Source organism: Xanthomarina gelatinilytica (genome assembly GCF_000348685.1).
Lineage (GTDB): Bacteria > Bacteroidota > Bacteroidia > Flavobacteriales > Flavobacteriaceae > Xanthomarina > Xanthomarina gelatinilytica.
In genome coordinates, this window is the sequence record NZ_ANLA01000017.1 from 1 (window position 1) to 12,798 (window position 12,798).

Below are 12,798 nucleotides of genomic sequence, written 5' to 3' on the forward strand. Positions count from 1 at the left end.
ATATTATGTAAAATAGAATATTTTGAAACTACCTCCTAGAACTAGATATAAACTAAAAAGCATTCTTTTTTATAAGAATGCTTTTGCTTAGTATTATATGGTTTTACAAACGCCATTATTGTTTTATGTCCTTAAATGCTTCTCCTATAAGCGTATCTCCTTGAATAATTTCAAAGGTTTGTTTGTTGGTAGCAGCCTCATGTAAAGACCTTACCAATACTTGAGCCACATCATCCCGCGAAATCTGTCCTTTTGTGTTTAAGGATTTTGATAATTGAATTTTACTAAGACCTTTGTCAAAACAAAACATTGACTCAAACCGTTTACAGGAACACTATAAACGATTTCCATGGATATCCAGTTCTACAACAGGCTTGCCCAATTTTTTTACTTCAGAAAACTGTGTGGCCTTATCACCAACTACTACATATATCATCTCCCGTTCGTTGATGTGTTTGTTGATGATATTTTTATAGTCTTCCAAGCTCATGGCTATTAATTCGTCCTGCTCGTCCACCAAATAACTTGTTTTTTTATCATATTTACTTAGCTCGGTTAAAATATTCAGTTTAGCGCCCAAACTTTCATAAGCTGTGGTATTGGCTTTTAGGATTTTGTTCTTGGTTATGTCCACCTCTGTTTCGGTAAAGCTTTGGCCATAATCCCTTAACATGTCTTTAATGATCTTCAAAGATTGCAAGGTGGCATTGGCCCTAACGCTGGTTTGTACATAAAATGGTGCCATTTCTTCACTGGTGGCCAATCTGGAATAGGCCCCATAGGTATATCCTTTCTGGATACGAAGGGTTTGAAACAGTCTGCCACTGGAACCACCTCCTAAAATTTCGTTGGCATACTGTAGGTTATTGGCTTGTTCATCGCTACTGGATAAGGCCAATGTTCCAACATATATTACCGATTGCTTGGCATCTGGTACATCTATAAAATATAAGGTTCCTTTTTTGCCTAAAGCTGCAATGGGTTCTTTTGGAAGTTCAACAGGCTCCCCAGTCCAGTCCTGAAGTCCTGCCAAAGCTTGTTCTGTCTCAGCTTTACTGATATCACCAGCTATATGAAAGGCAGCCTCTTTAGGTGACAGATACTGATAGTAGGCTTTTAAGTCGTCCATACCAATGTTTTTGATACTTTCCAAGGTGCCTGATCCGGCTGTTCCAAACCTATGCTGCTCACCATATAACAGTTTGTGCAAGGCCAAATTACCAATGGCATTTGGGTTGGCCTCTCTCCCTTTTAAGCTGGTTTCCAAGGCCTGTTTCAACCTGTTGAATTCATTTTCGTCCCAACGAGGTTCCAGAATAATCTCTTTTACCAAGGCCATGGTTTCGTTAAAGTTTTTAGACAAGCATGATCCAACAATATGTAGGTCTTCCTTACTGGAATAAATAGTAATGGAGGCGCCAAGCAAACCTATGGCTTCTTCCAATTCGGCAGGGGTTTTGGTGGCTGTACCTTCCATGAGTAAGTCGGCAAACAGGTTTGATACGCCTTCTTTGCCTTTCGGATCCAATAATTCGCCACCTGGTATACGGATATCAAATTGTACCAAAGGCACCTCCTTGTTCTCAATACCATAGATGCTCAATCCATTGTTTAAGGAACTTTCCCATATCTCTGGCGATTTAAACAGAGGCAATTCCCCAAAAGGAGGTTCGCTTCTATCGTGTTTGCTTGGGGTTTTTTCGTAAACAGCCTCTTCCCCTTGGCTTACCTCTTCGTTGGCAACACCTTGTACTACTTCTTCTTTCCAAACGGTGGCTTCTTGACTATTTTCAACAGCCAATTGTTTTTGGCCTTTTGGAACCACACTGGTCATAACATAGTTTCTGCCTTTCAGATATAATTTGTACACACGCATCACATCATCGGCCGTAACGGCATTGGTCAATTTGGCTGTTTGTGTAATATAGCTAGGGTCTCCACGAAACTCGTTGTCTTGTGCCAGTTGAAATGCTTTGTTCAACACCGTACTGACCCCTTGGTACAGTCCAGTTTCAAGCTCGGCTTTGATACGTTTTAGGTCGCTAGGGTTCACACCTTCGGTTTCAAAGCGTTGCAAGCCCTCATCAATGGCTTTTTTAACAGCATCCAAATCGGTATTTTCATTGGCCCTAACCCGAATGATAAACTCCCCTGCAATTTCATTACTGGATTGGTAAGTGCTGATGGCTGGTGCCAATTGCGCTTCCTCTACCACCACTTGGTATAAAGGTGCTTTTTTACTTCCACTTAGTAATTGTCCTAAAATGTTTAAGGCATAAACATCCTTATGATATTCTTCTACGGTTGGAAATACCATGCGTAATTCTGGGAGCTTGGCAAAGTCGTCTTCAAAATACAAACTTTTGGTTTCCCCTAAGTACACTGGTTGGGCTATCAATTTTTCAACCTCTGGACCACTTGGGATTTCGCCAAACCACTTCTCTACCAATTTTTTGGTTTCTTCTATATCTATATCCCCAGCTATCACCAAAGTGGCATTACTGGCACCATAGTATTTTTTATAAAAGGTTTTAACATCGTCAATGTTTGCTGCCTGCAAATCTGGTAAGGCACCTATTACGGTCCAACTGTAAGGATGGCCTTCTGGATAAAGGTTTTTTCGTATAATCTCATCGGTATAGCCATAGGCAGCATTGTCCACACGCTGTCTTTTTTCGTTTTTCACCACCTGTTTTTCACGCTCTAATGCAGCTTCTGTTACCGTATTGAGCATGTAACCAAAACGATCGGAATCTATCCAAAGGATTTTTTCAAAAGCATCCTTAGGTACAACTTCATAATACACGGTTCCATCGCTCCAGGTACCACCATTCCTACTCCCTCCCCATTCTGGAATGAGTTTTCTATTGGCACCAACCGGCACATTTTCGGAATCGTTAAAACTCATATGCTCAAAGAAATGTGCAAAACCTGTTTTACCAGGCTCTTCCCTATTGGAACCAACATGCATCATGGTAGCCACCGCAATCAATGGATCGCTGTGGTCCTCATGTAAAATGACCTCCAGGCCATTATCCAAAGTAAATTTTTCGTAATCAATTTTAAATTCTGGAGCTTCAGCAATTGCAGGTTCCTCTTTTTTATCTGTTTTACAGGATAGCAAACACACGATAAAAACAAAAGCTGCTAGTTTTAAATATGTCATGGTATTGATGCGTTGGTTATTAAAGCACTTAAAAATAAATACTTTTGGGAAACTTGTATTTAAATGAACTGTTAAACTTTTGAATTTGTAAATTGCCACCATGCCAAAGAACGCTGTCCAATTACAATACGAAGCCTATGTAAACACCCCAAAACTGTGGTGGAACAACTCCGTTTATGGGTTGGAACAGTTCTCTTTTAAAACAGAAACATCCATACCTTTTTCAGAACCTTTGCCCAAAGGCATCCGTTTGGGTAAACGTGTGGAGCAGTTTGTGTTTCATGAGTTACGGCAAGTGCCACAGCTAAACTTGGTGGCTCAAAACCTGCAAATACAGCAAGAAAAACATACTTTAGGTGAAATAGATGCCTTATTGGTGAAGGATGGTACAGCCATTCACCTGGAAATAATCTATAAGTTTTATGTGTATGATGAAACTGTTGGCTCTTCTGAATTGGAACATTGGATAGGCCCCAACCGGAAAGATAGTTTGGTAGAAAAACTGAACAAATTAAAACACAAACAACTACCACTACTCTACCATCAAGAAACCTTGAAATACCTAAACACCTATCAGTTGGATATCTCAAACATCAAACAACAGGTATTGTTTAAAGCCCAATTGTTTGTGCCTTATAAACACACACAAGCCGAATGGCATGAGATCCATACTGCTTGTATCATGGGTTATTATTTAAAACAAGGGGATTTCATTGACTTTAAAGATTGCAAATTTTATATCCCCAAAAAGGCCAATTGGTTACTACAACCACAAATTGATGTGTCTTGGCTTAGCTTGGATGCTTTTTCAAATAAGATGATTGGTTATTTTGAAAATCAACAATCTCCCATGGTGTGGATAAAGCATCCCAAGGGTCGTATGGACAAAGTTTTTGTGGTTTGGTGGTAACAGCTTTTTTATCTTTTCTTGTCCACTGTAGTTATAGGTTGAATGCTTGGTTTTACACGTGTGTACACTTGCATCTGGTTTCTGGTTAAAATGTCTTTCATTTCTTCGGTTTCCTGATCCTGTAAAAGATACAAGGCTTCCAATTTGTCCCTACCTTCCAATGTGTTTTCAATTTTTTCCCTTCTTATAAGGAACTCTTCCAGTTTGATTTCAAAAACCTTTAACTGATCGGTATTTAATGCCAATTCGTTATTGTAAGCCAAACTTAGTGATTTTACCTCCTCATGCAGGCTTCTATCAGGTTTTTGAAGCATGGGATCCTGTGCAAACACAGTTGTTGTAAGAACCATTAAAATAAGTGTGAATATATTTTTCATAATATTTGTGTTTTAATATAAAATAAGGCTTAAGCATTTAAAAATCAAATAATTAATATTTTTTAACACTTCTTAGCACAGCTGTTCATAGCTTAGAGCGGATTTTGTTAAATAAATGATAAAATATCCCCACGGAACGTCTAAGGCTAGTCTGGATGCGTAGATAGTATAAACCCAAAACTTAAATTATAATTATGAAAAAACTTTCAATTTTATTACTAACCGGAGTATTACTATCAGCCTGTGTTTCTAAAAAGAAATACGTTGCCTTAGAACAGGAAAACGGGGAAATTAGAAGCGAGTTACAGAAAACCCAAGTCGCTAAAGAAGATTTAGAAGCCAAGTTTGATGAAATTCAGGCACGAATAGATACTTACAATTCCAAAATAAATTCCCTCACCGAAGAAAATGATGCCAAGATTGTAACCGTTGGCGACGACTTAGTGATTTCCAATGATGTAAGAAAGCAAATGGAAGCCACATTGCAACATGTCGATCCAAACGAGTTGGCTCAAGCTCAAACACTTAAAGACTCCATGAACTTGGCTGTAGGTTACAATTTGCGTCAATCCATGGATACCTCCAACATGAATGAAGATGAGGATATTGCTATTGATATTAACGAAACTGTGGTAATGATTTCCATATCAGATAAAATGTTGTTCAACTCTGGTAGCTATCGTATTAGCAGTAAAGCCGATGCCATTCTACAAAAAATAGCGGATGTTATCAATTCTGAAGAAAGTTTGGACGTGATGGTAGAAGGACATACAGATAACAAAACCATGGTAGCCAATGCATCGGTAAAAGACAATTGGGATTTAAGTGTGTTACGTGCCACTTCCGTAGTTAAGAAATTGCAAAAGGATTATGGTGTGGCCCCTGAAAAGCTGATTGCAGCCGGAAGAAGTTTTTACCAACCTCTAGTGGATAATGACACCAGTGAAAACCGAGCTAAAAACAGACGTACACGTATTATTATCCTACCAAACATCAATAAGTTTTTTGCCCTAATGGCCTCAAACGAATAAAACAAGCCTCTTATATTATATTAATTAGTCCAAAAAAAGACGTTTCCATTAGTAAGGAAACGTCTTTTGTTTTGTTACAGAACCTAGATCAAATATTATAAACTCTCATGATTGAAAATAATTAGTGGCACATTCAAATGACTGCTAATGGACTTGCTATTGCTTCTATTGAACAATTTCTCAAAGAAACTTCGTTTCTTATTGATGATACAGAGCATTCCAAGTTTTCTACTTTCACTGAATACACGTGTTCCCACTTCCACAGGCACATCGTTTATCAAGTAAAAATCCATTTTTATTGGTTTTAATGTCATTTCCAAAGCCAATTTGTTGGCCAATAAATCTGGGCTTAGGTTTGTGCTTTTATTGGTGATGTGCACAGCAGAGATGATAGCGTTGTGTGCCATGGCAATTTCTTTTAATAAGTCCAGATCGTCGCCATAATTTTCTATACTCAAATCGGTTGCAAAACCAATTTCAGACAGATCCATACTGCTAAGGGCATTTTGTGGCACAGCAATAATTGGGCAACTTTGTTTGTTGATTAAGTTGGCCGTGTTGCTACCAATGGTCATTTCCTTGATACCACTAGCGCCTTTGGTCCCTAAAATAACAATATCGATTCCCAGTTTCTTTACAGTAGAGGTAACTGCATCCAAAAAGTAATCATGAACCAGTAGCGTTTCAAATGCATGATTGCTGTTTTTAGGAAGTTCTTGAATTTTTTGGAGCTCTTTTTCCAATTCCATTTTAGATTCATTATTTCTAGAATTTAAAATGGCTTCATTGGCTCTTCTGGATGAAACAGAAGATGGTGCGGATACCAATGGCTCAAGCGAGTGCATAATGTAAAAGGTACATGGCTCATTTTTAAATAAGTTTAAGGCATAACGTGTCGCTTCCCAGGAATTTGCAGAAAAGTCTGTTGGCAATAATATCTTTTTCATCTCTATAAAATTTAAAGTAGAAAGATATTATTTATTTGTTAATTATAAATTGACATTTATCACTTTTAAGAAAAAGTAATCAACTCGTTGGTTCACAGGTTTTTATTAAATGGGAATTTTAAGCCAAAAAAGACTTTTATAGCTTAAAGCACTGTTTTTAACGTTAAAAAGTAAAATTTTGTAAGAATTTAGCATGAATAATTTCCAATTTTAAATAATTTTGCTGATTTATTTTAAAATTTATAAATATGAAAAAAATTAATTTAATAGGTCTTTTAATGTTGTTTATAACTAACATACAAGTTTACTCACAAACCGAGTTTTGGTCGGACGATTTTGAAGATACCGGGTCTCCATCTTCTGGAGTAAGAACCCCTCTAATAACATTGCTCTAGGTAATCCTTCTCAATTCTACTTTGCAAGAATTAATAATGAAGGTATTGATTTAGCTTTTGGCTCTTATACAGGAAATAATGGTGATTACTTTTGGGCTGGTGAAAATCATAGAGGTTTTTTTGGTGTTGACAATGAAGAACAGAATATAGTATTTTCTTCTATTGATGTTAGTGGTAAAACAAACTTGGTTTTTAAAGGTCTTTTTGCAGCAAATAATCAGTCGGCAGCTTTTGAGAATGTTGCTTTTGGCCATTCACATACTGATTACATAATTGTTGAATATAGTATTGATGGAGGTTCATATCAAAACTTGATTCAGTTTTATTCCATTAATACATCTGGAATCTATAACAAATCATTGGCAGAAGACACCAATTACGATGGTATTGGAGATGGAACTGTCTTAACTGGCGATTTTACTGTGTTTACCAAATCCATACCAGAAACGGGTAATTCACTATCCTTAAGAATTCGTTGTTCTACAAATGGGAGCAATGAAGAATTTGCCTTCGACTATTTACAAATATTTGGAGATAGTTGCGTACCACTTATTATAACAACTAATCCTGTAAACCGTTATATATGTAATGGTAATGATACAAGTTTTGAAATGAATGCAAGTGGTGCTACCTCGCTGCAATGGCAGGTGGATTCTGGAAGTGGTTTTACAAATATCTCAAATGGTGGTGTGTACTCTGGAGCTACCAGCAACATGTTAAGTATTTCTGGTGCCACTGCTTCCATGTCGGGTTATCAGTATCGATGCATAGCATATTACGGAGATACAGACTGTTACTCCACAACCAGTTCAGCTACGTTATCCATTTCCAATATGACAACTTCAGGAGCTCTATCTAACATATTGTGTAGTGGGAACGCTAATGGAGCAGCTGCTGTAAGTGTTTCAGGAAGAGTTCCACCTTATTCTTATAATTGGCTTCCTTATGGAGGTTCTGGAAGTTTGGCTACAGGGCTTACAGCTGGTACTTATACAGTAACTGTAATTGACAATATTGGATGTATTACAATTCGAAATTTTACAATTAGCGAACCAAGTCCATTGGATGCTACTCCAAGTTCTCAAACAAATGTTACTTGTTATGGTGGAAACAATGGCAGTGCCAGTATAAGCGTGTCAGGTGGCGTTTCTGGCTATACCTATGATTGGACTGGAAACCCATCAGGCGATGGTACCCCAACGGTTGCTGGATTGACTGCTGGACCAATTTCCTGTACCATTACAGATGCCAATGGTTGCACTGCAACCGTAAATTTTGTAATCACTGAACCTGACATGATAAACAGTACTGTTACACAAGTGGATGGCTCATTGACAGCAGGTCAAGATGGTGCTTCTTATCAATGGTATAAATGTCCTGATGTATTGTTGGCTGGTGAAACAAATCAAAGTTTTGAAGCCACTGAAATTGGAGATTACAAAGTTGAAATTACACAGGGTTCCTGCACGGAAACTTCTGCTTGTGTAACTGTTTCTACGTTGTCTGTGAAACCTACGGAAGCAATTAGCAAATTTTTGATGTATCCTAACCCTAGCAGTGGAAGTTTTCATATTCAATCGGCTTTAGAAGGAGATTTTTACGTGGTCAACCTTTTGGGGCAAGTGGTAAAAACATTTGATGTAGAAGCGAATATTATGAAAACAATAACTGTAAACGATTTACAAAATGGAATCTATTTTGTAAAACATCGTATAACAAATCAATCCCAAAAATTAATCATTAAAAACTAAATATATTTATTAAAAGTGTCGTATATCCAGTTGGATTGACACAAAAAAACCTCTCTAAAGCTTATTTAGAGAGGTTTTTTCTTCTGAAGTGTTTGTTAGCTTTCTGCAGGTTTTCCGTGAATTTCTTCAAATACCTCGTCAAAATTCGCTCTTAAGTAAGCCCTTAGTTTCTTTCTGTAATCGTCTTTCAACCATTCCACAAAATTATAAGTGCTTTTACTGATGCATTTGGTATAGCGATGAATTCTATAATCAATATCGTCACCCAGTTTTTTGGCAAGGTCCAAGGCATCGTAAACATCCTCACTGTTTTCGATACATATTTTGGCATGATGCTCAATGGAACGCTCCAAAACCACTTTGGATGACTCCCCATTTCTAACAGCACTGATATAGGTTTCCTTGATATTAAAGTAAACCACATCAGAATTTCCAAACTCAGCACGTAAATCGGCCGGCATTTCATACCTAAAGTTATCTTCCAGTTCTTCATCACTTAAAATATTATCCAGGTAATAGTTAGGGGATTTAAAGATGCGCTGCCAGTCCAAATCGGCTCCCCAAGGCCCAAAACGATGCAGGTTGTTCCCTAAATCGATAACCGTAAAGGTGTTTTTGTTTTTTAAAATTCGGGATCCACGACCTATCATCTGGTAATAAAGGGTTAAGGACTTTGTGGCTCTATTTAGGATGATGGACTCTACGGTTGGCTCATCAAAACCTGTGGTTAAAATACTCACTGAGGTTAAAATGGCATCTGGTGTTTGGTTGAACCATTTAAGGATTTTACGACGTTCTTTTTTGGTGTTGGTATTGTCCAAATGCGCAATTGGATAGCCTGCAGCACGAAAGGTATCGTACACATGCAAGGAGGTGTTGATCCCATTATTGAAAATAAGGGTTTTCTTCCCTTTGGAACGTTCTTCATAGGCTTGCATGAGCTTGCTAAGCATGTCGTTGTTGGTATATAAATCTTCAGAAGACTTAACGGTATAATCACCATTGGCACCAACAACCAAAGAGGTTAAACCTACATTATAGGAATAAATGTCTGCTTTGGACAGGAATTTGTTTTTAATCAAGGATTCAATGGTTTCCCCAACAATCAACTCATCGTAATTGTCTTTCATCGGTAGTTTGATGTTGGAGCTTAAAGGCGTGGCCGTAACCCCTAAAATAAAAGACTTTTCAAAGTATTTAAACAACTTGGTAAAGGAGTTGTAATGAGCCTCGTCTATGATAACCAAACCAATATCCGAAATATCCAGTTTGTCTTCCTGCAAACGGTTGTTCAAGGTTTCTACCATGGCCACAAAACAACTGTATTGTGCTTGGTCGTCCAGGTTGGCCTTACTGCTTACCACTTTATTGACCACTCCAAACTCTTCGAGCATGCTGGATGTTTGTCGGCATAACTCAATTCGGTGTGTCATTACCAACACCTTTTTTTTATGATGTTTTAGGTATTGTCTAACAATTTCAGAAAATATAACGGTTTTTCCTCCACCAGTTGGTAATTGATATAGTAAATGGTAATCTTCTGGAGCCTCTTCAAAGCATTTAAAAATCTTGTCTATAGCTCCTTTTTGATAGCTATAAAGGTCCTTCCCTACACGTCTGTCTTCTAATTCTAAAGATGTAACTGTCTTGCTCATAAATTTTGTAATGTGCAAAAATAAGGTGTTTTCTTAGTTTTTGTTGCTTTAAACCGAATAAAATTCTCAAGTTTTTTTAACATTTGCAGTTGATAAGATTCATTAATGAAATCTAAATTCATTTTAAAACACTCTCTTATTTTATTATATTATGTCCCATTCTAAAATCCATACCCATTTTAAACTCTACAAACCTTATGGATATTTAAGTCAGTTTGTTAATAATCAGAACAAAAGACGAAATAAAAAACTCTTGGGCTCACTTTATCCATTTCCTAAAAACCTGATGGCCATAGGCAGACTGGATGAGAAATCTGAAGGCTTGTTGTTGCTTACAACCCATGGAAAAGCAAGCGATTATATAAGAAGTTCTGTAATAGACAAGGAATATTATGTTATGGTTGATGGTATTTTAACTGTTGAAGCAATTGATAAGCTTAAGAATGGCGTAACTATTTCGATAAATGGACAACCGTACCTTACGAAAGCCAAGGATGCTTATTTGTTTTTTGAAACACCAAATGTGCCAGTTAGATTTGTAAGGGATGAAAAACATGGCCCAACCAGTTGGATATCAATAACCTTAACTGAAGGTAAGTTTAGACAGGTTAGAAAAATGACTGCAGCCATTGGCTTCCCTACGTTACGCTTGGTACGTGTTAGGATTGGCAACTATAGGTTGAACCAGATGCAACCAGGCGATGTGGAAGAAATAGAAACTATTCTTTAATTACGATAAGAGTGGCCTTGACACCTGTAGCCAAATTCCATACTCCAGTAGCTATAACATTTCCAGTACTGTCCAGAATTTGAAGTTCGGCAGTATTGGGACCGGAATCACCTTGATTTAAAGCTTGAAAGTCTATTTTATTGAAGCCTTCTACCAAATCCAATTGAAAGCCTTTAAAGGAAGATTGCAATTGCACATCAGACATGACCACATCGTCGTTAACAAAAATACGTACTCTATCACCATCAGGATATTGATGGTCTCTATAGATAACATTTACTTTGGATACTCCTGTTTTAAAATCCCCTAAATATTGATTGGTCGTACTGCCATTATCCCTGGAACCAGCTTCTTCTTTAGTGAATTGGGCGTGTTTTTTTATTTGTTTGGTGTATAGCTCTGCCGGATTGCCAAAGGTTTCACTGTTAAACATGGAAAACCCTTTTTCGTTAGGATCTGACATCTCGTTCTGTTTGGGAACAGACAAACCATTGATTTTATCGGAATTGGTATTGCTCAAACCTTTGTTTTCTATGGGTTTCGATTCCAATAACGATGTCCCCTGGCTACCTTCCTCACTTTTTACGGCAGGAATACTGGTTGATTCCCTACTGGCATCAATTTGTGAGAATACCGAAACAGAAAACAAACAACAAAAGATGAAACAAATGTATTTCATGGTTAAGCTTTATGATTATAATAATAAGTTCTTAAGAAAACTTATTAATTCAAAAATCGTACCTTAAAAAATAATATCCAATTTTTTATCAAAACTTTAATGAAATAGTTTTTAGAACAATTGAGTCCAGATTCCAGCATTTCCCTCCCCTATTGTTAAAAAATGTTAAATATCTATTATGTTATGCATAGTACTGTAACAATTTTAAATATCTATCGTCTATCTAGTAACAATCAATCATTTAAAACAAAACATTATGAGAACTTTAAACAGCAATCAAGTATCAGAAAGAACAACCACAAGTATAGGATATACCTGGAACAGCAAAAGACGATATAGATAAGCCTATAGACACGATCATCAATCAAAAATAAAAATCAAGAAATCATGAGAACATTAAACAACAATCAATTAACAGAAAGACAAAGCAGTAGTAAAGGTTACACCTGGAACAGTAAAAGAAGATACAGATAGGTATCTAAAAGCAAATTTTATCAAATCAATCTGCCTAAGTGTTAGGGCAGGTAAAAAACCAATTATCATGAAAGCAGTTATTAAAATCTCCAGGGATTCTTACGGGAAAGTAAAACACCTTTCGGTTAATAAACTCATACAGAGGTTTAATAACTCAAATGAAGAACTTTGGACTGGCATTAAGCGTTTTGCGCATTGAATATTTTGAAATTAGTACAAAAAAACCAGCAATAACTTGCTGGTTTTTTTATTCATTGGTGTTTATTGTTGTCTCTTCTTTATTCATAACACCATAATGTATGGTTACTTTTCTTCTTCCCCAATGTTTTGCAGCTTTAACATCAGTTCCCATATAAATATCAATTTTATTTTTCCAGCGTGAGTGCATTCTGTCCTTTACCAAATAGGTGCCTTCCAGTCCTTCAATCTTCACAGGTGTATTATAATCAAGCCCCAAAGCCTGTAAATCCCTTGAAACAGCTATGTATTTTAAACCAGGCTTTAAACTGTCGCCAAAAGCAGTTATATGAGGGTTGCTATTTGTTTGATAGGCCAAAGAGTTGTATGCAGAAGCTGTAACCTCTAATGGTTTCCATGTATAAGGGTCATTAAACATGGTACAACCCGAGTTCCATACAAACAACGATAAAGTGAAAAAAAATTTAATAATCATCTTTTTATAA

Annotated in this window: 13 protein-coding genes; 6 read left to right on the forward strand and 7 right to left on the reverse strand. The window is 36.8% G+C overall.

All coding sequences use genetic code 11. From position 1 onward, the window contains the following. Positions 1 to 115: 115 nt before the first annotated feature. Together D778_RS11000 and D778_RS11005 are read right to left on the reverse strand one after the other, a co-directional pair. Positions 116 to 310 (reverse strand): hypothetical protein, encoded by a 195-nt coding sequence (locus D778_RS11000; protein WP_007650648.1) that lies wholly within the window; start codon positions 308 to 310, stop codon positions 116 to 118. Between the two features lie 24 nt (positions 311 to 334). Further along, positions 335 to 3,166 (reverse strand): M16 family metallopeptidase, encoded by a 2,832-nt coding sequence (locus D778_RS11005; RefSeq protein ID WP_007650650.1) that lies wholly within the window; start codon positions 3,164 to 3,166, stop codon positions 335 to 337. Positions 3,167 to 3,266: 100 nt separating this feature from the next. Here D778_RS11005 and D778_RS11010 point away from each other — a divergent pair, with 100 nt between their 5' ends. Next, the gene (locus D778_RS11010; protein WP_007650652.1) at positions 3,267 to 4,076 is read left to right on the forward strand and encodes a DUF1853 family protein; all 810 of its coding nucleotides are present in this window, start codon (positions 3,267 to 3,269) and stop codon (positions 4,074 to 4,076) included. An 8-nt stretch (positions 4,077 to 4,084) separates the two neighbouring features. Here the strand turns inward: D778_RS11010 and D778_RS11015 are convergent, their stop codons facing one another. Further along, positions 4,085 to 4,453: a hypothetical protein gene (locus D778_RS11015; RefSeq protein WP_007650654.1), complete on the reverse strand. Its 369-nt coding sequence runs from the start codon at positions 4,451 to 4,453 to the stop codon at positions 4,085 to 4,087. Between the two features lie 194 nt (positions 4,454 to 4,647). Here D778_RS11015 and D778_RS11020 point away from each other — a divergent pair, with 194 nt between their 5' ends. Further along, entirely contained in the window at positions 4,648 to 5,484 is an 837-nt protein-coding gene (locus D778_RS11020) for an OmpA/MotB family protein (protein WP_007650656.1), read from the forward strand. A gap of 95 nt (positions 5,485 to 5,579) precedes the next feature. On the opposite strand, the gene D778_RS11025 is transcribed toward D778_RS11020, so the two are convergent. Then, positions 5,580 to 6,431 carry a universal stress protein gene (locus D778_RS11025; protein ID WP_007650657.1) on the reverse strand — a complete coding sequence of 284 codons (852 nt, stop codon included), beginning with the start codon at positions 6,429 to 6,431 and terminating at the stop codon, positions 5,580 to 5,582. Positions 6,432 to 6,679: 248 nt separating this feature from the next. Here D778_RS11025 and D778_RS14535 point away from each other — a divergent pair, with 248 nt between their 5' ends. Both D778_RS14535 and D778_RS11030 read left to right on the forward strand, forming a co-directional pair. After that, entirely contained in the window at positions 6,680 to 6,826 is a 147-nt protein-coding gene (locus tag D778_RS14535) for a hypothetical protein (RefSeq protein ID WP_007650658.1), read from the forward strand. 185 nt (positions 6,827 to 7,011) lie between these two features. Further along, positions 7,012 to 8,577: a T9SS type A sorting domain-containing protein gene (locus D778_RS11030; protein WP_007650659.1), complete on the forward strand. Its 1,566-nt coding sequence runs from the start codon at positions 7,012 to 7,014 to the stop codon at positions 8,575 to 8,577. A 95-nt stretch (positions 8,578 to 8,672) separates the two neighbouring features. Here the strand turns inward: D778_RS11030 and D778_RS11035 are convergent, their stop codons facing one another. Further along, positions 8,673 to 10,232: a DEAD/DEAH box helicase gene (locus tag D778_RS11035; RefSeq protein WP_007650660.1), complete on the reverse strand. Its 1,560-nt coding sequence runs from the start codon at positions 10,230 to 10,232 to the stop codon at positions 8,673 to 8,675. A 151-nt stretch (positions 10,233 to 10,383) separates the two neighbouring features. Here D778_RS11035 and D778_RS11040 point away from each other — a divergent pair, with 151 nt between their 5' ends. Continuing rightward, positions 10,384 to 10,962 (forward strand): pseudouridine synthase, encoded by a 579-nt coding sequence (locus D778_RS11040; RefSeq protein WP_007650662.1) that lies wholly within the window; start codon positions 10,384 to 10,386, stop codon positions 10,960 to 10,962. Here D778_RS11040 and D778_RS11045 read toward each other — a convergent pair. Continuing rightward, positions 10,952 to 11,641 (reverse strand): hypothetical protein, encoded by a 690-nt coding sequence (locus tag D778_RS11045; RefSeq protein ID WP_007650664.1) that lies wholly within the window; start codon positions 11,639 to 11,641, stop codon positions 10,952 to 10,954. The two genes, D778_RS11040 and D778_RS11045, sit on opposite strands and share 11 nt — an antisense overlap. A gap of 541 nt (positions 11,642 to 12,182) precedes the next feature. On the opposite strand from D778_RS11045, the gene D778_RS14855 reads away from it, so the two are divergent. After that, the gene (locus D778_RS14855) at positions 12,183 to 12,314 is read left to right on the forward strand and encodes a hypothetical protein (RefSeq protein WP_007650665.1); all 132 of its coding nucleotides are present in this window, start codon (positions 12,183 to 12,185) and stop codon (positions 12,312 to 12,314) included. A gap of 48 nt (positions 12,315 to 12,362) precedes the next feature. On the opposite strand, the gene D778_RS11050 is transcribed toward D778_RS14855, so the two are convergent. Further along, entirely contained in the window at positions 12,363 to 12,731 is a 369-nt protein-coding gene (locus D778_RS11050) for a 3D domain-containing protein (protein WP_007650666.1), read from the reverse strand. Positions 12,732 to 12,798 lie beyond the last annotated feature (67 nt).

What these genes read in the sequence shown, in the direction of transcription:
- D778_RS11025 (WP_007650657.1), bottom strand. Translation starts at nt 6,431, where the DNA reads ATGAAAAAGATATTATTGCCAACAGACTTTTCTGCAAATTCCTGGGAA.
- D778_RS11040 (WP_007650662.1), top strand. Translation starts at nt 10,384, where the DNA reads ATGTCCCATTCTAAAATCCATACCCATTTTAAACTCTACAAACCTTAT.
- D778_RS11010 (WP_007650652.1), top strand. Translation starts at nt 3,267, where the DNA reads ATGCCAAAGAACGCTGTCCAATTACAATACGAAGCCTATGTAAACACC.
- D778_RS11020 (WP_007650656.1), top strand. Translation starts at nt 4,648, where the DNA reads ATGAAAAAACTTTCAATTTTATTACTAACCGGAGTATTACTATCAGCC.
- D778_RS11015 (WP_007650654.1), bottom strand. Translation starts at nt 4,453, where the DNA reads ATGAAAAATATATTCACACTTATTTTAATGGTTCTTACAACAACTGTG.
- D778_RS11005 (WP_007650650.1), bottom strand. Translation starts at nt 3,166, where the DNA reads ATGACATATTTAAAACTAGCAGCTTTTGTTTTTATCGTGTGTTTGCTA.
- D778_RS11045 (WP_007650664.1), bottom strand. Translation starts at nt 11,641, where the DNA reads ATGAAATACATTTGTTTCATCTTTTGTTGTTTGTTTTCTGTTTCGGTA.
- D778_RS11050 (WP_007650666.1), bottom strand. Translation starts at nt 12,731, where the DNA reads ATGTTTAATGACCCTTATACATGGAAACCATTAGAGGTTACAGCTTCT.
- D778_RS14855 (WP_007650665.1), top strand. Translation starts at nt 12,183, where the DNA reads ATGAAAGCAGTTATTAAAATCTCCAGGGATTCTTACGGGAAAGTAAAA.
- D778_RS11035 (WP_007650660.1), bottom strand. Translation starts at nt 10,232, where the DNA reads ATGAGCAAGACAGTTACATCTTTAGAATTAGAAGACAGACGTGTAGGG.
- D778_RS11000 (WP_007650648.1), bottom strand. Translation starts at nt 310, where the DNA reads ATGTTTTGTTTTGACAAAGGTCTTAGTAAAATTCAATTATCAAAATCC.
- D778_RS14535 (WP_007650658.1), top strand. Translation starts at nt 6,680, where the DNA reads ATGAAAAAAATTAATTTAATAGGTCTTTTAATGTTGTTTATAACTAAC.